At 27.1% G+C, this 18,872-nt stretch carries 18 protein-coding genes and 1 other RNA gene; 12 read left to right on the forward strand and 7 right to left on the reverse strand.

Features of this window, described 5'->3' with window-relative positions; translation table 4 throughout:
* Positions 1-14 precede the first annotated feature (14 nt).
* A complete protein-coding gene (arcC, locus tag JJE79_RS01630; protein ID WP_370630555.1) occupies positions 15-941 on the forward strand; it encodes a carbamate kinase in 927 nt (308 codons plus the stop codon).
* Between the two features lie 227 nt (positions 942-1,168).
* On the opposite strand, the gene JJE79_RS01635 is transcribed toward arcC, so the two are convergent.
* From JJE79_RS01635 to JJE79_RS01645, 3 genes are all read right to left on the reverse strand, one after another.
* Positions 1,169-1,927, reverse strand: a complete 759-nt coding sequence (locus tag JJE79_RS01635) for a hypothetical protein (protein ID WP_222926745.1) — start codon at positions 1,925-1,927, stop codon at positions 1,169-1,171.
* Positions 1,928-2,132: 205 nt separating this feature from the next.
* Positions 2,133-2,633: a hypothetical protein gene (locus JJE79_RS01640; RefSeq protein ID WP_222926746.1), complete on the reverse strand. Its 501-nt coding sequence runs from the start codon at positions 2,631-2,633 to the stop codon at positions 2,133-2,135.
* 67 nt (positions 2,634-2,700) lie between these two features.
* Complete coding sequence (locus JJE79_RS01645; RefSeq protein WP_222926747.1) at positions 2,701-3,321, reverse strand: hypothetical protein; 621 nt, start codon at positions 3,319-3,321, stop codon at positions 2,701-2,703.
* 303 nt (positions 3,322-3,624) lie between these two features.
* Here JJE79_RS01645 and JJE79_RS01650 point away from each other — a divergent pair, with 303 nt between their 5' ends.
* A complete protein-coding gene (locus JJE79_RS01650; protein WP_222926748.1) occupies positions 3,625-3,987 on the forward strand; it encodes a YigZ family protein in 363 nt (120 codons plus the stop codon).
* A 4-nt stretch (positions 3,988-3,991) separates the two neighbouring features.
* Here the strand turns inward: JJE79_RS01650 and uvrC are convergent, their stop codons facing one another.
* The gene (uvrC, locus tag JJE79_RS01655) at positions 3,992-5,770 is read right to left on the reverse strand and encodes an excinuclease ABC subunit UvrC (protein ID WP_222926749.1); all 1,779 of its coding nucleotides are present in this window, start codon (positions 5,768-5,770) and stop codon (positions 3,992-3,994) included.
* Between the two features lie 22 nt (positions 5,771-5,792).
* On the opposite strand from uvrC, the gene hrcA reads away from it, so the two are divergent.
* The gene (gene hrcA, locus JJE79_RS01660) at positions 5,793-6,839 is read left to right on the forward strand and encodes a heat-inducible transcriptional repressor HrcA (protein WP_222926750.1); all 1,047 of its coding nucleotides are present in this window, start codon (positions 5,793-5,795) and stop codon (positions 6,837-6,839) included.
* Between the two features lie 2 nt (positions 6,840-6,841).
* Positions 6,842-8,620 (forward strand): 1-deoxy-D-xylulose-5-phosphate synthase, encoded by a 1,779-nt coding sequence (locus JJE79_RS01665; RefSeq protein ID WP_222926751.1) that lies wholly within the window; start codon positions 6,842-6,844, stop codon positions 8,618-8,620.
* A 5-nt stretch (positions 8,621-8,625) separates the two neighbouring features.
* On the opposite strand, the gene JJE79_RS01670 is transcribed toward JJE79_RS01665, so the two are convergent.
* Positions 8,626-9,369: a hypothetical protein gene (locus JJE79_RS01670; protein WP_222926752.1), complete on the reverse strand. Its 744-nt coding sequence runs from the start codon at positions 9,367-9,369 to the stop codon at positions 8,626-8,628.
* A gap of 159 nt (positions 9,370-9,528) precedes the next feature.
* Positions 9,529-10,419, reverse strand: coding sequence for a hypothetical protein (locus JJE79_RS01675; protein WP_222926753.1), 891 nt, complete (start codon positions 10,417-10,419; stop codon positions 9,529-9,531).
* A gap of 383 nt (positions 10,420-10,802) precedes the next feature.
* Here JJE79_RS01675 and infC point away from each other — a divergent pair, with 383 nt between their 5' ends.
* The 8 genes from infC (at position 10,803) to JJE79_RS01715 (ending at position 18,150) form a co-directional block, all read left to right on the forward strand.
* Entirely contained in the window at positions 10,803-11,405 is a 603-nt protein-coding gene (gene infC / locus JJE79_RS01680) for a translation initiation factor IF-3 (protein ID WP_222926754.1), read from the forward strand.
* Between the two features lie 22 nt (positions 11,406-11,427).
* Positions 11,428-11,622, forward strand: coding sequence for a 50S ribosomal protein L35 (gene rpmI / locus JJE79_RS01685; protein ID WP_222926755.1), 195 nt, complete (start codon positions 11,428-11,430; stop codon positions 11,620-11,622).
* A 21-nt stretch (positions 11,623-11,643) separates the two neighbouring features.
* A complete protein-coding gene (rplT, locus tag JJE79_RS01690; protein ID WP_222926756.1) occupies positions 11,644-11,991 on the forward strand; it encodes a 50S ribosomal protein L20 in 348 nt (115 codons plus the stop codon).
* A gap of 5 nt (positions 11,992-11,996) precedes the next feature.
* Positions 11,997-12,512 carry a dUTPase gene (locus JJE79_RS01695; protein ID WP_222926757.1) on the forward strand — a complete coding sequence of 172 codons (516 nt, stop codon included), beginning with the start codon at positions 11,997-11,999 and terminating at the stop codon, positions 12,510-12,512.
* A gap of 53 nt (positions 12,513-12,565) precedes the next feature.
* Entirely contained in the window at positions 12,566-13,588 is a 1,023-nt protein-coding gene (gene pheS, locus JJE79_RS01700; RefSeq protein WP_222926758.1) for a phenylalanine--tRNA ligase subunit alpha, read from the forward strand.
* A 7-nt stretch (positions 13,589-13,595) separates the two neighbouring features.
* Positions 13,596-16,019 carry a phenylalanine--tRNA ligase subunit beta gene (pheT, locus tag JJE79_RS01705; protein ID WP_222926759.1) on the forward strand — a complete coding sequence of 808 codons (2,424 nt, stop codon included), beginning with the start codon at positions 13,596-13,598 and terminating at the stop codon, positions 16,017-16,019.
* Between the two features lie 119 nt (positions 16,020-16,138).
* Positions 16,139-17,080 (forward strand): ABC transporter ATP-binding protein, encoded by a 942-nt coding sequence (locus tag JJE79_RS01710; protein ID WP_222926760.1) that lies wholly within the window; start codon positions 16,139-16,141, stop codon positions 17,078-17,080.
* Positions 17,081-17,082: 2 nt separating this feature from the next.
* On the forward strand, positions 17,083-18,150 hold the full coding sequence (locus JJE79_RS01715) for an ABC transporter permease (protein WP_222926761.1): 1,068 nt from the start codon (positions 17,083-17,085) through the stop codon (positions 18,148-18,150).
* A 252-nt stretch (positions 18,151-18,402) separates the two neighbouring features.
* On the opposite strand, the gene ssrA is transcribed toward JJE79_RS01715, so the two are convergent.
* Positions 18,403-18,816, reverse strand: a transfer-messenger RNA (tmRNA) gene (ssrA, locus tag JJE79_RS01720).
* Between the last annotated feature and the right edge of the window lie 56 nt (positions 18,817-18,872).

The raw sequence follows: 18,872 nt of genomic DNA on the forward strand, positions 1-18,872 counted from the left end.
AATTAAATAGCATTATGAAAATTGTTATCGCATTAGGTGGTAATGCTCTAGGTAATAATCCAGAAGAGCAAAAAGAATTAGTTAAAGTTCCAGCAAAAAAAGCGGCAAATTTAGTTAAAAATGGTCATACTGTAATTATTGGTCACGGTAATGGACCACAAGTTGGAATGATTTACAACGCATTTAGTGATGCAAAAAAATCAAATGAAAAAACAGCAACAGTTCCTTTTGCTGAAGCTGGAGGGATGAGTCAAGGTTATATCGGATATCACATGCTTAGTGCTATTCAAACCGAATTAAATAACCAAAAACTAAACAATGATGTTGTTTATTTCCAAACTTTAACTTATGTAGATCCAAAAGATCCTGCTTTTGAAAATCCAACTAAACCAGTTGGACCATTCTTCAAAACTTTTGAAGAAGCACAAAAATCAAATCCAACAGCTAAGGTTGTTGAAGACGCTGGTCGTGGTTTTAGAGTAGTTGTACCAAGCCCTAAACCAATTGATATTTTAGGAATTGAAACTATTAAAAAAACAATCAATAGTGGTGCGATTGCTATCGTTGGTGGGGGTGGTGGCATCCCTGTTATTGACAACAACGGCACAATCAAAGGTTTAGATGGTGTAATCGACAAAGACTTTACTTGTTCAAAAATTGCTGAAAAAATTGATGCAGATATTTTTGTGATTTTAACTGCAGTTGATTTCGTTTATGTAAATTACAACAAACCAGATCAAAAGAAATTAGAAACAATTAATGTTGCTGAATTACAAGAATACATTCAACAAAATCAATTTGCTGCTGGTAGTATGCTACCAAAAGTTCAAGCAGCAATTAACTTTGTAAAAAATAATCCAAATAAAAAAGCTATTATTGCTGATTTAAAAGACATTGAATTAGCATTAGAAGGTAAAATTGGAACTACGATTGTTGCTTAATATTTAGCAAAGAAAACAAGCATTTTAAACCATCAATTGTCATAGCTGATAATTGATGGTTTTTTTATGTTTTTAACGGTAATTTTGAATAATTTTAAGAATTTAATTCTTATATTTCTTTTTTTAAAAATATCAAATTATTAAATAAAAAAACTGATGAAATTTAAAGAAAAAATATGCAACAATAAGCTGCATATTTTTTCTTTATATTGATCTAATTTAAGTGTTTAAAAAGCATCAATGAAAGTGAATGTTGAAAGATCAGCGCTTCATTTTTCATTAAATGAAGAATTAACAAGACTTAAAGATAAATTAAAGCTAATCTTTTTTGCTTGTTCATCAATTTTCATTTTCTTAATTGTGAATGTGTATTCAAAATCTTCCATTTGATTATCCACTAAATTATTTTTATAAAATTGATCTTTCTTTTCTTTAATTGAATTTTGTTTAGTTCAAGTTTTATCGGTAATTTTAACTAAATTTAATAAATTAGAAAAATCGTTATCTAGAAGTAAAATGAATGGAATTTCATTTTCGCTTACAACAACTGAATTGAGATTTTGAGCTTGTAAATTTTCTTCTTTGTTTGATGATATTAAGTTAAGAAAACTTTCTTTAGTTAAGTTTGAATTTGCTAAGAATAAAAAAGGTTTTTTTGATTCCTTAGAAATATTTTTCAAAGCTTCAATTGAACTATTATCAAACTTTTTCTCTAATTTTAATTCGTTTTTAACAACAGATATTTTAGTTTTTTGATCATTAGCTGTATAAACTTTTTGTTGTTCTTTTTTAACTACTGGTGTTGTGCCAGGTGACGGATTTGTTCCAGGTGATGGTGTTGGATTAACAGGTGGAGTTTTTTGCTTTTCTTTTCCCATTTTTTCATCTGACGAACCGCCATTACCAGGATTATTACTACAACTACTAACAACTACTGGTGCTACAAGAGCACTAAACATTAACAATTTTTTAAATTTAAATTTCATAGTTTTGGAATTAAAATTATAGCACAAAAACACTGTAAAAATGAGCGTTTTATTTGCTATTTTGGTTTAAGTATACAACACTACGTGTTGTATTTTTAATATTTGATAAATAATTTAGCCATTATTTAAGACCAAATAATTCGAAAAATAAAACTTATCAAAAACACTTAATTAATTAGTATGAAAAAAAATAAAAGCACAACGACTATTGTTGTGCTTTTTCTTCTTGTTTTAATTCTTCTTTATTTAATAGTTTGTTATTAATTTCGTTTGGTGAATTGATTGTTTGCTCTAATCAAATTTCCATTGCTTTTATTTCTTGTTCTGATTTTTTAATCACTTCTTTCATGCTTGAATTAATGAATGTAATTGCAATTGGTAAAAAAACAAAAGGAAGAAAGAAAATTGAAATAATTAAAAGTAAAGTTGGTGCTGAGGTGACTTTGCTATAAATTCATGAAAACTTAGAAATGATAACAATCACCATTACAAAATAAATTATCCCAGCAATACCTGTTAATAATCAACCTAATTTAATATAACTAAAATTATTTCCTTTATTTCAAAGTGGTTCTAGAAAAGAAATAATTGCACTAACAATAAACAAAACTAATGCGATTACTATTATGGTTTTTGATCTTTTAAAATCATGAAAAGCATTTTTAAGTTTTGTTAATTCACTCTTTTTTGATTGGTATAAAAACATAATTAATATTCCCTTATTTATGTTTGATTATTATATTTTATTTGTTTAATTTATTAAACAAAAATATTTAAGCTTGTTGCGCACTAGATGGTTCAGGAGCTGAAGCAAAACCTGAAGTTACTGATTGCGTTTGGTTATTCTTTTTATTAAAACCGATTGATGTATTAGCCAATCTTGGGTTAAAGTATCGATTTGTTCTAGATGTGCTAATTACAGTATTTAATTCGTAATCATTTTTTGAAATATTATTTGTATTTCGTTGTGGTTCTTTTGCGTAATAAGATTTGATGCGTGATCAAATCATTTTTAATGATATAGCTATGAAAATATATCCAATAATAAATAAAGGTATCGCCATTAATAAAAGAAACCCTGGAACACGATTGACTTGTTTATAGAATCATGAAAATCTACGAATAGTAAGTAGACTTGTTATTATCAGAGAAATAAAACCTCCAAAAATCATTGGATAAATGAAAATAAAAGAAGATACTCCTCCTTGATCATTTTCAACGACGATTGGATCGCTTTTAGGTTTGAAAATATGTCCTAGGATTATTCCTAAATATACTAATGGCACAAATGAAATAAGATAGCTAAAAATCAAGAATACAGAATGAACTATAAAACTTCTGCGATGTTTTAAAAACTCATGATTAGCAGCTTTTATTGCTTCTGAAGAAGACATTTTTATTTAAACCTCATTACTTTAATAATAAAACTTAGTTGTTTATTTAAACGTTATTTAATTATATTTTTATAAAAAAATATATCTTATTAAATTGGAAAACTAGTTTTAGAATTTTAAGCTTAATAAAAACACAATGCTTATTAATTATTGATGAAAATTAACGGTATTTTTTAATAGTTTTCAATCAAAATAAATTTAACATTAAAATAATGTAATATTAATTTAAATAAGATTAGATATTTAATTATGTTTTTATGACAAAATATCTAATTAATTTATCTAATATAAATAGTAGTTTTAATGGTTGAGTTATACTTTAAAAATTCAAAATTTATCGGTAAATTCTATAAAATTTCGTCAAAAGATGAGATTAAAAAAATTATTGCTGAATTAAGATTAGAATACAAAAAAGCAACCCATGTTTGCTATGGATATTTATTAGATAACAACGGTGTGCAAGCTGCTGGTTTTAGTGATGATGGTGAACCTAAAAATACAGCAGGTAAACCTATTTATGAATTATTAAGAATTAAAAACTTAACAGGTTATTTAGTTGTAGTTGTTCGCTTTTTTGGCGGAGTTAAATTAGGGGCTGGTGGTTTAATAAAAGCGTATAGAAAAACTGCAATTGCAACAGTTGAATTGATAGAATCACAAAAATAATTAATTAGTTGGAATTTAATTTAGATTTAATCAATTTAGCCACTTCAATAGGGACAATTTGACTTAGATTTTCGATTGATGCTTCTTTGATCTTATCAATAGTTTTAAAGTGATCAATTAACTTTTGTTTTCTTATTTTTCCTAAACCTTTAATTTCATCTAGTTGAGATTTATAAAATGATTTAGCTTTTGTTTTTCTGAAATAAGTTATGGCAAATTTATGAACTTCTTCTTGAAGATTTGCTAAGAAAAAATATAAGCTAGATTTCTTATCTAATTCGTGTTCATTAAGATCTATATCAACCAATTTATCAGTTTGGTGTTTGTTATTTTTAGCTAGACCAATAATGTTAATTTTACCGTTGATTTCTAAATCTTTTATAACTTTTTTAGCTGCTAAAATTTGCGGTTTTCCACCATCAAGAATAATTAAATCTGCTAAATCTTTAAAACCTTCTTTTAGTGAATGATATAACCTACGATAAATCACTTCATACATGTAATGATAATCACCTTGATTTTGATTATCAGTCAACTTATACTTACGATATTTTTTCTTATTAAATTGATTTTTTTCAAAAACAATCATTGCTGAAACGTTATCGGTATTAAATAAATTGGAATTATCAAAAACTTCAATAATATCTAATTTATCTAAATGCAACATCGCTTTTAGTTGATCAATAGCTTCAGTGATTAAATTTTCTTTTTTAACTAATGATTGATATTTTTGTAATAATTGACTATTAGCATTTTGCAAAGCTAAAAGCATAATTTCATACATCTTACCTGTTGAAGGATTAATAACATCAATATTTAATGAATTATTTAATAAAGCTATATTTTCATTATTTAATGAAGCATACAATGTTTTTGGTTTTATGTTTAATTCATAATATTGGGTTAAATAAGAAGTTAAGACTTCTTGTTCGTCATTGTAATAAAAATCACAAATACTATTTTTTGATACCAACTTACCTTCAACATAAGAAAATAAAACAATACTAATGACATTATCTTTGGTTTGGTAAGCTAAAACGTCAATGCGTTCTTTGTTATTGAACAAATTAACGATTTGTTTATCAAAAATTAAATTGATTGCTTTTTGTAATTCGTAGTATTTTTTAGCAAGTTCAAAATCTAATTTTTCACTAGCAACAATCTCTTTTTGTTTTAATTGTTCTAAAACTTGATCTGCTCCATGATTAAAGAAATAATCAATATTTTGCTTAACTCTAAAATAATCATCATCCGTAACTTCATGCGTGCATGCTTTCATGCATAAATTTAGATCATAATACTCACATTTACGCTTGTTTTTATTAAAACAGTTTTTCAAAGGAAACAATTTTAACAACAAATTATACAGTTCATATGTCTTCATTTCAGCAGAAGCAAATGGACCGTAATATTTACCTTTTTTAGGATCAAAATATCTTGTATATAACAATCTTGGATGTTTTTCGTTGGTAATTAAAATGTAAGGATAACCATTGTTATCTTTTAATAAGATATTGTATTTAGGTTTATGTTTTTTGATTAAATTAGCTTCTAATAATAAAGCTTCATTTTCAGTTTTAACTTCAATAAATTCAACATCATAAATATCTCTAACTAGTTTTGATGTTTTTAAATCCTTAGGTCCATTGAAGTATTGATGAATTCTCTTAAAGATATTTTTGGCTTTACCAATATAAATAATCTGATTAAGATTATCTTTTCATAAATAACACCCTGGTTTTTTTGGTGCGAGATCCATCTTTTGTTTCAGATTAAAATCCATGATTTTATATAATTTTATTATTATGAATCATAAATTGACAGAACGCCAAATTCAGATTTTAAAAGCGATTATTAACGAATATATTTCAACAGCAACTGCTGTTGGTTCTAAAATCATTTTAGAAAAATATTTTAATAATGATGTTTCTAGTGCGACAATTCGTAATGAAATGTCGGTTTTAGAAAAAGAAAACTATATTGAAAAACCACACACATCAGCTGGCAGAGTTCCGACAATTAAGGGTTATCAATATTATGAAAAAAATTTAGCTGAAACCCAGATTTCAGATAATTTAAAACAAAAATTAATGGCGATCTTAACTAAACGTTATTATTCAATTGATGAAGTAATTGAACAATCCGTTGAGTTCATTAACAATGTTACTAATTTGCCTTCTGTCATTACAAAATTTAAATCTTATGATTTATTAAAACGTATGGATTTGATTAAAATTAATGAAAATACTGCGTTAATTTTAATCGTTTCTTCATCAGGTGAAGTAATTAAAAAAACCATTAAATATCAAAACTTAGTTCAATATAACGATGTTTCAACATGTGTGCAGATTTTTAATGATCGTTTAGTTGATACGCCATTTATTGAATTAAAAGATAAATTAAGTGCAATTAAAGATATTGTGCGTAAAAAAGTTCATGAATATGAATTTGTTATGCAACGAATTATTAACTATATCTTTGACATTAATGAAAAAAATACGATTAATATCAAAGGTACTAAAAAGTTAGTTATTCATCCAGAATTCCATGATCATAATAAGTTAAGTGAAATCTTAAATTTATTAGAAAATACTTCGATTTGAGAACAAATTTCATTCTTACAACAAAAAACAGGTAAGTCAGTTATCACCTTCGGGCAAGATTTAGGAATCGACGGTATATCAGTGGCATCAACAATTATTGAAACTGATCAAAACAAACATCAAATTGCCATTGTTGGTCCAAACCGAATGGAGTATGGTAAGATTAAAGGATTGTTAAATATTTTAAAAGAACAGGTTGAAAAAATTGACCGTGTTGCTTTGCCGTTTGATAAAGCTGATGAGGAATAAAAATGAAGTTATTAAAAACCCTTAAAACTTATCAAGATTTTTTAAATCTTAAAAAATCTGATCTAAATTTATTAGCTAATGAAATTAGGGAATACTTAATTGATTTAGGTTATAAAAAAAGTATTCATTGATCATCAAATCTAGGGATTGTTGAATTAAGTATTGCACTGGCTTATTTTTTTAATTTAGATCAACATAAGGTGTTTTATGACACTTCGCATCAAGCTTATGTTCACAAGATGATCACGGGCAGATTTGATCAAATGGATAGTATTCGTGAAACTAACGGTTTAAGTGGGTTACAAAATATGAATGAATCCAAGTATGATTTTTATGCAGGTGGTCATACTTCAAATTCGTTAAGTGTTGCTAGCGGTCTTGTTTTTAGTAATGAATTATTAAACAACGATCAATTAATTGTTCCTGTTATTGGAGATGGCAGCATTGCTAATGGAATTGCTTTTGAAGCAATTAATAACATCGGATTTCATAAGCATAAAATGATTGTTGTAATTAATGACAATCAGATGTCGATTTCAGAAAATTTTGGTGAATTTAACAAAATGTTAAGTAATCTAAAAGATGATGATAAAAACTTCTTTAAACAACTTGGATTTAGTTATATTAAAGTCGAAGATGGTCATAATTTAGATGCTATTTTTGAAGGTTTAGAAAAAGCTAAACAAGAAGTTAAAAATAACCCTGTTATCGTTCATGTTAAGACAATTAAAGGTAAGGGTATTAAAGAAGCAGAAAACGATCTAATTGGTTCATATCATAACTCAAATCGAACTAATAAAACTTACGAAGATCAGGTTGGTTTTGCTGCTGCAAAATATTTAGATGAAAAATTAAAAAACAACGAGAAAATCTGCTTAATTAATCCAGCCATGACTTATGCAACAGGGTTTATTAATCTAATTAATAAATATCAAAAAAATTACATTGATGTTGGTATCTCAGAAGAGCACGCATTATCAATGGCATCTGGTGTTTCAATTAATAAAATTCCTGTTTTTTTACCAATTTATTCAACATTTTTACAAAGAAGTTATGATCAATTAATTCATGATTTATCACGTTTAAATTTAGGAATTAATCTATTAATTGATCGTTGCGGATTAAATGGAACAGAAGGATCATCACACCATGGAATTTTTGATGTAGGAATGATAAAAAATACGCCAAACTCAAGAATTTATGCAGTGAGCAACCCCATTGTTTTAGAGCGCATGATTAATCAAGCAACTAACAACACAGATCAGGTATGAGCAATTCGATATCCTCGTTATCTAGAACCATTCCAAAATCATGAAATTTATTACAAATTTAATGAAAATATCAATGACTGGGTTAAGTTAAATTTATTTAGAATACTCAATCGAACAGCATTAATTTCATATAACAATAATGCTAATATTTTTAAAACCTTACTAGATCAAAACGGAATGGCATACATCGATTCGTATGATGCTATCTTAGTTCACGGAGAAGGATTAGATCAAAACATCATTCAGATCTTAAATCTATATGATGAAATTTATTTATATGAAGACATCTATGGAAACGTTGGATTAGCCAATGAATTCTATAGAATTATGGCGACACATAATTATCAAAACAAAAAACTGATTGTTTATAACTTTAAACAAATTCCAGAACACGGAAATAATAAAGATCTACTAAACGAACTAAATATGGGTCATGAACAAGTGATTGAAGAGATTAAAAAAGCCCATAATCATTGTGATGATCAATCAGTTGAAATCAAACGCTTATAATTGATTTAAAAATCAAAATCTTCATTTATTAAATTAAATTTTTGACAATAAGCTTTTGCTGATTTGATAAGTTTTTTGCAATCTAAAACCTTATCATTAAAACTAATATTAGGATCTTTAATATTAAAGATTTTGGGATTTTCAAACATCCAACGAAATGATGGTGGATTTTTATCATTCCATTTAATTTGATTGTTAATATCTAAATATAAAGGAAATATTCATACTTTTTTATTGGTCCCAACAACCAAATCAGGGGTATGTAACTTTATTTTTGAACCTTCTTCAAAGGCCAATCAATCAGCATGAATTAAGTAATAAATCAATCTGATTAATAAATTAGATACTTTACAATCAAAAGCTCAAACAACATTGCCCTTAAATTTGGATTTTTTAGTTAATGGTTTAATTAAATTATTTTTGTATGAATCATTAAATGAAAACACTTTTTCATCAGCTGAATTACTATCAAAATTTTCATAATAAAAATTTGGTGCGCTGAATGATAAACTTTGTAATGATTCTAGAATATACAACCACTCTAAATGGGTGCCTTGATATTCAAGAACCAATAAATTTTTATCAGGATTACCAACAATCTTTCCTTGTTGTAATGCTCTAATTAAGGGATAAAGTTTAATTAATTCAAGTTTTTTAAAAACTTCTTCATTGTTGATTTCTTCTTTTAATTCTTGGATTCTTTCTTTTGAAGGGACAAAACTAAATTTTTGATAACTAATGCTAATCATGAATAAATATATCTTTTATCAAGATATGTTTTTTCTTCTTAATAAGCATAATTTTTGTTGGTGACATTAAGAATTATTAATCCTTAAATTTAAATTTAATCTATTGCATTTAACCGAATTAAATTAAAAGAAAGTAAATTTATTATTTAATAGTAAATATTAGTGTCTTATAAAGAAGAACATTATAATTAAAACGATAAACAAAAAAATAGTTGTTGAAGAAAATAAAATAAGAATAAACCAAATATTGTTTTTATCTTTATTTTTCTTACTTACTTTATTATTTACTTTATTATTATTCATTTCGTTATTATTCATTTCATTCTTATTATTGTTGTTTTCAATTGGATGAATAGAATAATATAAATTTTGAATATCCAATCGTATTTCGTTTCACTTATTTTTATCGCAAGTTCTAAAATTAGCAGTTCGAAACCTAAGATCCCAACTAGCCATATACCTAGATAAAGGATACTCTCCTTTATTTAATTTCATAAAATACTTCACACATTCTAAGTATTCTGCTTTTAAATGAGAAATTGAATTTTTAATATCATTCCATCATTTCCTTTTATATACTATCCCGCTAAACATATCGTTAAATTGATAAATCATAATAAAAACACCACCTAAACCGACAATTTCCATATCGTTTTTATCTTTATGTGGATATTCAGTTATTTTTATATGTAATATTAAATGTTCTATTAGATTGCAATACACTAAGCGATGGCTTAGCTGATACTCTCAAGGGTTTTTTTGAGCATAATATTTATGTGAAAGTAAAATTGCTTTATCTTCATCTATGTGATGAATTATTAAACCTTCCTGTGTTCTTGAATTTTTTTCGTTTTTGTTTCAATTTATGTTGTTATAAAAATAATTTTCAGGAACCTTACCATATTTTTTTAAACAATAATCTATGCAATCATAGTAGGTAGAACTTAAAAGATATTTAACATCTTCCATTGTTGTTTTAGCTGCATTATTTGTGGTAGATTGGTTGCTAAAAGAATCATTATTCTCTGATTTTTTCTTTGCTTTAGCCATTATACAAACTAAATAAAATGTTTTTTTAATTACTGATATTTTAATATTGATTAAAGTTAGATGTTTTCATATTTTAATCAAACTCTAATTAATTAAACAAACCATTTTATTTAATAAGATAATGCATCATTCTGTTTGTTGTTTGTAAATATAATTTGGTATAATCTTATATGATGATCTTCAAATAATATATTTGAATAAGATTAATACAAAAATCGAATCATCAAAACATATCAAGCAAAGCAGTGTAACACTCACCTATATCTCTTAAATGTAGATCATGGTTGATATCAGATTCATTTTTAAATGTATATCATTTTATATATACATTAAATGGTCACGCTGCGTTGCAGTGTGACATTTTTTTATTTACAAAGGATTATATGAGCCAACAGAACAGAAACAACAGACAAAAAGCATCTTTACCACCAATTAATAAAAACATTAAGTTTAACAGTTTTACATTAATTGATGAAAACGGTTCTAACTTAGGTGTTATGAATAAAGAACAAGCATTAGCTTTGGGTGAAAGTAAAGGATTGGATGTTGTTATCATCTCAAATAATCCCAACACTGTGATTGCCAAGTTAATGGACTATGGTAAGCATGTTTATGAGCAAAAGCGTAAGAAACGTGATAGCAAAAAGAAACAAACCGTTGTCAAGGTAAAAGAAATTACTTTTAAAGCAACAGTGGCTAACCACGACATTCAATGACGTGCAAAAAAATCAATTGAATGACTAAACGATGGGTTCCATGTTAAATTCTTGATTCGGGTGTTTTCAAGAATGATTACCAGAGAAAACTTGATTAAAGAAATTTATGACAAGTTCTATGAAATCATTAAAGATCACGCTGATTTGCAAAAACCTTTTACAAAGGTTTCTCACAACATGTATGAAGCTTTATTCGTTCCAGCTAAGAACAAGAAAAAAGCTGAATCTAGTTCAGAAACTAACGCTGAACCAACACAAAACAATAACTAAGTTAATAATAAGGTAAGTAATAATGCCAAAAATGAAAACTAAAAGCGCAGCTGCAAAACGCTTTAAAATTACAAAAACGGGAAAAATTAAGCGTAAACACGCTTACACTTCTCACTTAGCACCTAATAAAACAACTAAACAAAAAAGACATCTAAGAAAAGATGCTACGGTGCACAAAACTGATTTCAAGAGAATCAAAGAATTAATTTCTAAATAATTAACAGGAAGGATATAAGCAATGAGAGTTAAAGGCGGACCTACTACAAGAAGACGAAGAAAGAAATGATTAAAACAAGCCGAAGGAACATTCGGAACTCGTCATGCATCTTATAAAGTTGCGAAACAAACTGTTATTAAATCAGCTAAATACGCATTTAGAGACCGTAAGAATAAAAAACGTGAGTTCAGAGCTTTATGAATTCAACGTTTAAATGGTACTTTACGCGAAATGGGTGTAACTTATTCAGTATTCATCAATTTATTAAAGAAACAACAAATTACCATCAACCGTAAGATGTTATCTGAAATTGCGATTCATGATCCTGAATCATTCAAAAAATTAGTTAAAGAAGTAACAGGTAAATAAGTAAAATGCTTATAGAGCTTAAAAAGTTAGTAACAGAGCAAAAAGAGCTTGATAATAAGATTTTTAAAAAAACTAAAAGCTCTTATAAGAAGAACCAAAATCAAAGAAGATTGTGGTTGTTAGTTGAAATTGGTAATCTAGCTAACCATACTAAAGAATTTAAGTTCTGAAAAAGTGCTCAAGTAAAAGATAAAATTGCTATCTTAGATGCTTTCGCTAAGGTTTTACATCTAACATTAAGCTTCTTAATTCAATACGAAGAAGAAAAGAAAGAAGATGAAGTTAAATACACATATGATCTAAAACCTCAAAAACAACAACCATCAAGTTTAATTATTTCCAAACGATTTTTAGAACTTTATGGTTTAGCTAAAGAGATGGAAGATCGTTGAGCATGTGAAACTTTCACCGATAAGTTGATAACTTTATTTAGTTTAATGCAACTAGAATACAAAGACTTAATTAAAGCTTATTATAAAGTTCATGCTTTAATTTTAAAACGAGTTGAAGAAGATATTTAAAGTGTTCAACTTTAAATATCTTTTTGTATCTAACAAGATTTAATTATCAGTGTATGAAAACAATCAATAATATCTTAGAACAATTCAAAGAAACGATCAAAACATCAAAGAGTGAAAAAGAGCTTTTTGTTAATAAAAATATCTTTGTTAAAAAACATGTAAATCCATTATTTTCACAATTAAAAACAATAACTGATTTACAAGAAAAAAAGGAGTTTGGTAAGCAATTAAACTTCTTACAAACTGAAATTGATCGTTTAGTTGAACAAACCAAAGACCAACTACAAACAGCAACTGATGCTGAATACAAACCTAAATATGATTTAATGCTTCCAGCATTAAATCTGGTTGATGGTTCGATGCATCCATTAAATTTAGTTGTAAATCAAATTGTTGATTTTTTTAAGAAATTTAACTTTACAATCACTAACTATCCAGAATTAGTTTCAGTTAAGCATTGTTTTGATGATTTAAATATACCAACTGATCACCCCGGGCGAGCTAGTAGCGATACTTTTTATACTGATAAAAACAAGAACCAATTATTAAGAACGCACTGTACAGCTGGAACAATCCAAGCAATTGCAGCAATGAATAAACATAAAGATATTCGTGTAATTAGTTTTGGTAATGTTTATCGTAATGATACAGATGATGCAACTCACTCACACCAATTTATGCAAATGGACTTTATGTGAGTGGCCAAGCACTTATCACTAGCCAATCTTAAATGGTTTGTTACCAAGTTTATTGAACATATGTTTGGTAGTGATCTAAAAACCCGTTTTCGATTATCACACTTCCCGTTTACTGAACCTAGTTTTGAAGTAGATGTTGAGTGCTGAAACTGTCAAAGTGGTTGTTTTTTATGTAAAAAAACCCGTTGAATTGAAATCATGGGATCTGGGGTATTACACCCTAATGTTCTAAAAGCAGCAAATATTGATCCAGATGAGATGGTTGGAATTGCAGCTGGAATTGGAATTGAAAGAATTGCAATGCTAAAAAATAACATCACTGATATTCGTGATTTTTATCTAAATGATTTCAGATTTAATAAACAATTTTATGAGTAATTAAGTTATGCTGCTATCAAAAAAAGTTATTGCTAATTTCATTCCATCAATCTTCAAGATTGATGATAAAAAAATAATTGAAGCACTAAACGCAATTGGTGCTGAAGTTGAATCAGTTAAAAATTTTAAAGAAATTGACTACTTAATTATTGGTCAGATTTTTAATATTAAAAAACACCCTCACGCTGATAAATTAAATATCTGTAGCATTCAGATTGCTGAGAATAAATTTATTAATGTGATTTCGGATTCAAAAAATTTATTCGATGAAAAAACGGCGATTAATAAATACGTAATTGTTGCATTAGAAGGTGCTGAATTAGCCAATGGTATTACAGTAATTAATCGTGATATTCGCGGGATTAATACCAACGGTTTATTATGTTCATACGAGCACTTAAACCCAGAATATGAAAAACACTTATCAGATGAAGATTCATCAAATATTATCTTATTAGATAAAGCTAAATTAGGTGATCAAGAAGTTTATAAATACTTAAACTTAGATGATACGGTTTTTGATATTTCATTACCATCAAACCGTCCAGATTGAAATGGGGTGAGATTTTTAGCTAAAGAACTGGCTGCTTATTTAGGTTTAAAATATGTTTCAATTATTGGAACTAATAAGCAAAATGATTTTCATTCAATGAACTTTAAAGTAATTGATGAAACAGAAAATAAGGCAAAATATTTTGGTGGTTTATGTTTAAGAAATTACCAACTAAAACAATCAACATGAAATACTAAAGGGATCTTAATTAATAATGAAATTAAACCGATTAATGATTTAGTTGATTTAAGTAATTTAATTCCATTATTTACTGCCAACCCAATCCACATTCATGATGCTGATAAGATTGTTGGTGATGTTCATTTAATTCAAGCAGAACATCCAGATGAATTTTTAGCACTTGATAATAAAAAATACACGGTTCAACCTGGTGATCTAATTGTTGTTGATAGTGAAAAAATCATTGCGTTAGCTGGAATTATGGGTTCGATGGCTACTGCGGTTGATCAAAATACTACTAACTACTTCATTGAAGTTGGTAATTTTGATAAATACCAAATAAGAAAAACTGCAGCTTATCATAAGCTAAATACCCGCAGCTCAGCGTTTTTCTCAAAAGAAGTTTCACTATATCAAACTAAAAAAACCCTTGAATATCTTTACCAATATTTATTAAAGAAAGTTTATAACCAACAAATTTCTGAATTAGCTAAACCAATTAGTGTTGATGAATATCATCAACAGATTAAAGTTAATTATGACAAGATTAGAAGTTTATTGGGAGCTAAAATTAACTTAACTGATTTTAAGATTAAAAAGAACTTAACCAACTTAGGTTTTTTTGTTAAAAGCGATATTGTTTTGGTGCCAAGTTATCGTAGTGATGTAACTTATTGACAGGACTTAGTAGAAGAATTATTAAAAATTCTAAACATCAACCAATTTGATCCAGTTCCAATTAAAGCTGATTATTTATTAGAAGTTAATAACGAAACAAACGATCTATTAACTAAGCTTTCTAAAAAACTAAGATCATTACAATTCAACCACATCAGAACGTACAATCTAACATCAGAAAAACGTTCTCAATTATTTAATTTATTTAGATACACTGATCCTGTTATTGTTGATAACCCGATTTCAGAAAATCGTCAGTTTTACCGTCAAAACATCATAACTAACTTATTGGAAGTTTATCAATTAAACCAATCATATAAGAATAAATTAGAACCAATTTTTGAAATCCAAACATTATTATCTAAAAAAAGTTGTAACCATCATATTGGTTTAATTGCTGCTGATAATTTATTTAACAATACATACGATCAAAACTCAGGTGTAAAATTAGATCTAATCACCATGAAAGGGGTTAGTGATGTTATTATTCAAAACTTTGGATTTAACTGTAACTACCAACCGATTAATGATGATACTTATTTAGTTAAAAACGATTCGTTAAAACTTGTAGTTTATGATGAAACAATTGGTTATATTGGTAAGATTAAAAAATCAATCTTAAAAGAATTTGATTTAGCTGATCGTGATATTTATTGTTTAGACATCAATCTTGAACGCTTAATAACTTCAATTAATCGTTATGTAAGAACATATGAAGGTTATGATCGCCATCAAGAAGTATCTCGTGATATTACCTTCCAATTAAAGAACGAAGAAACATTTGATTCGTTTATTAAATTGACTAAATCATTTAATAAATTATCAAATTGACAGATTATTTCGATATTTGATTCATCAGCTAAAAATAACGAAAATAAGAACCAAATTTATCAACCAATCAAATACACAGTGCGTTGTTATTTAAAACAATCTGATAAAACTTACACCACTCAAGAGATCAATAGTATCTTTGAAGAACTGATAAATTTAATGCGTTCTTATCAAATACTGATAGAATAATAAGGATTATAAAAAGATAAGTTAGTAGTTGGTTATAATCAAGGACCAACTATTTTTTTTATAATTTTTAACCCGAGATTGTTATATTAATGAATTTAGGAATTTAAGAAAAATAAATAATGAAAGATAAGATTATCGCTTTAAAAATTAAGAATCTTACCAAGACTTTTAAAAAACACAAAGCCTTGGATAATTTATCTTTTAAAGTCTATAAGGGTGAGCTTTATGGATTTTTAGGAATCAATGGTGCTGGTAAATCCACAACACTAAACATCATCATGGGGTTATTATCAAAAGACTCTGGTGAAATTGAATTATTTAATGAAAACATCAAAGATGACTTCGTTAAAATTAGAAACAACATCGGAATTGTATTTCAAAACTCAATTTTAGATAGTAATCTAACTGTTTATGAAAACTTATATTCACGTTTGTTGTTATATAAAACTGAATTTAAAAATAAAAAGGTTAAAGAAGTAGTTGATGACATCATTAAAGAGTTCCAATTACAAGATATTATTGATCGTAAGTATGGAACACTTTCTGGTGGTCAAAAACGCCGTGTGGATATTGCCAGAGCACTAGCTCATAATCCTTCAATTCTATTTTTAGATGAACCAACAACAGGACTAGATCCTTATTCTAGAAAATTAGTTTGAGAAATTTTAGAAAAGCTTCAAAAAGAAAAAGGGTTGACAATTGTTCTAACAACTCACTATATGCAAGAAGCTGATAATTGTGATTATGCAATTGTTATCAAAAAAGGTGTGAAGATTGAAGAAGGAACACCAAGTGATTTAAAAACCCGTTTTGCTAAAGCAAAATTACTAATCCAAACTAAGGATAAACACGAAGAGATTAAAAAAGTTTTAACTGATCAAAACATTGATTACACATTTAAAACAGATACATACAAATTAACTTTTGATAGTTATCAACAAGCATTAGAATTTAGCAAAAAACACGGTAATTTGTTAGAAAATTACGAATTAATTAAGGGTGATATGGAAGAAGTGTTTATCAACTTAACAGAACAACCAACAAAAAGGAATGAAAAATAATAATGGAAGCATTTAATTACTTACTAAAAAGAAATATTAAGTTATTTTGAAGAAATAAAAGTCGTATCTTCTTCTTATTTTTAGGACCATTAATTACCTTATTTGTTTTCTTCTTATTTGTTAAAAGAAACTTTGATAATGGTTCTGCAACAGATTTTTTAAACATTAAAGAATTACCACGTTATGTTAAAGAAGTTATTTATCCTACTAATTTTTTTAAAGACATTTCGTCATTCTTATTTAATGTAACAGTCATATCAGGATTAACTGCAATTACTGCTTTTACAACTGCTGTGCAGTTGGCAAACAACATTGTACATGATAAAGAAACAAGAACATTAGATGACTTCTTTATTACACCAACAAAAACAACAACAATTAGATCATCTTATTTAGTATTCAACATCATCTTTAACATTATTATTAGTTGTTTTACTTTATTTGTTCTTTACATATACTTTTATGCTTCATTCAGTGATAGCATTATCGTTAGACCTAATGTTTTCTTTAGTGTTTTAGGAATTACTATTCTAAGTGCTGTTACTAGCTCGCTGTTTTTTGTATTCTTATTTTCATACGTAAAAACTAATGCTGTTTTCATGGCATTAAGTGCAATCTTTTCATCAATTGGTGGATTTTTAATTGGTGCTTACTACCCAGTTAGCTTATTGCCTAAATCATTTGCTGGTGTTTTAGCATTTATTCCTCAAACTCAAGCTGGAATCTTAATTAGATCTGTAACATTAGATTATGATTTTATTACTAGCACGATGAACCAATTAACATATGACAATGTTAAATTCTTAGTTGATGACCCAAACACGCACCAAATGCAAGAATACACAGTTCTAGAGTATTACAATACTTATGTTAAACAAGATGTATTAAATCGAGCTTCAACATTTATTAACAAATTAGTTGATGGCATTAACTCAGGAATTAGAACATCAGGAAACCCGCAAATTGCTGCACAAGATATTTCAAAAGGTGCATCATTAGGTTATGTATTAGGTTCAATTGCTGTATTAACTTCATTGCAATTTATCTTTAAATTCTCAAAGAAACGCTAATTCATAAATCGTTATAATTAAATTCAAAATATTAAGCATATTGATTGCTTAATATTTTTTTGTTTTTACGTAAATTTATCGATAATTTTGATTATTTTTTAAACTAAATTAATTAAATAAAATCTTTGATAATATTCATAAAAACAATGACAATGATATAAAAAAATATTAAGCACATTTTGTGCTTAATATCTTAGTTTAATCACCTTAGCTAATTCATGCTCAAGGGATCGTTATTCTTTTAAATATTAATGGTGGAGATGACGGGAATCGAACCCGTTTCCACAATCAACTCATCAATTTAGTTTTATTTACAGTTTAGAAGTTTTAAGATTTCAAACTAATTAAAAAACTTCAAATTATTAGTTCATAACAATCACCCAATAAAAAACTAGTTGGTCAATACCAATAGTAAAACCACGAATGATTATAGATTAAGTTTTATCCTAATTTAATACACAACTAAGTTAATAGAGTGTATCCGCTTTTATATTGTTATTTGATTAAAAGTTTAAAGCGTAGTTTTGGTTAGCAACTTGACTTAATACAAAGTTTTCGTTAGCTAATTCTTTGTTAGTTTTGTCGGTTATTATTACCTTGAGCTATAAAGGGCAGACCCTACTGAACTAAAAAGTTTATCAATCATGTCGAAGCCTTGACATCCCCATGATTTACGCTATTTTAATAATTTATAATTATTAAGTTTTATTATATAGCGATCT

This window comes from Mycoplasma sp. E35C, assembly GCF_019873825.1.
Taxonomy (GTDB): domain Bacteria; phylum Bacillota_I; class Bacilli_A; order Mycoplasmatales; family Mycoplasmoidaceae; genus Mycoplasmoides.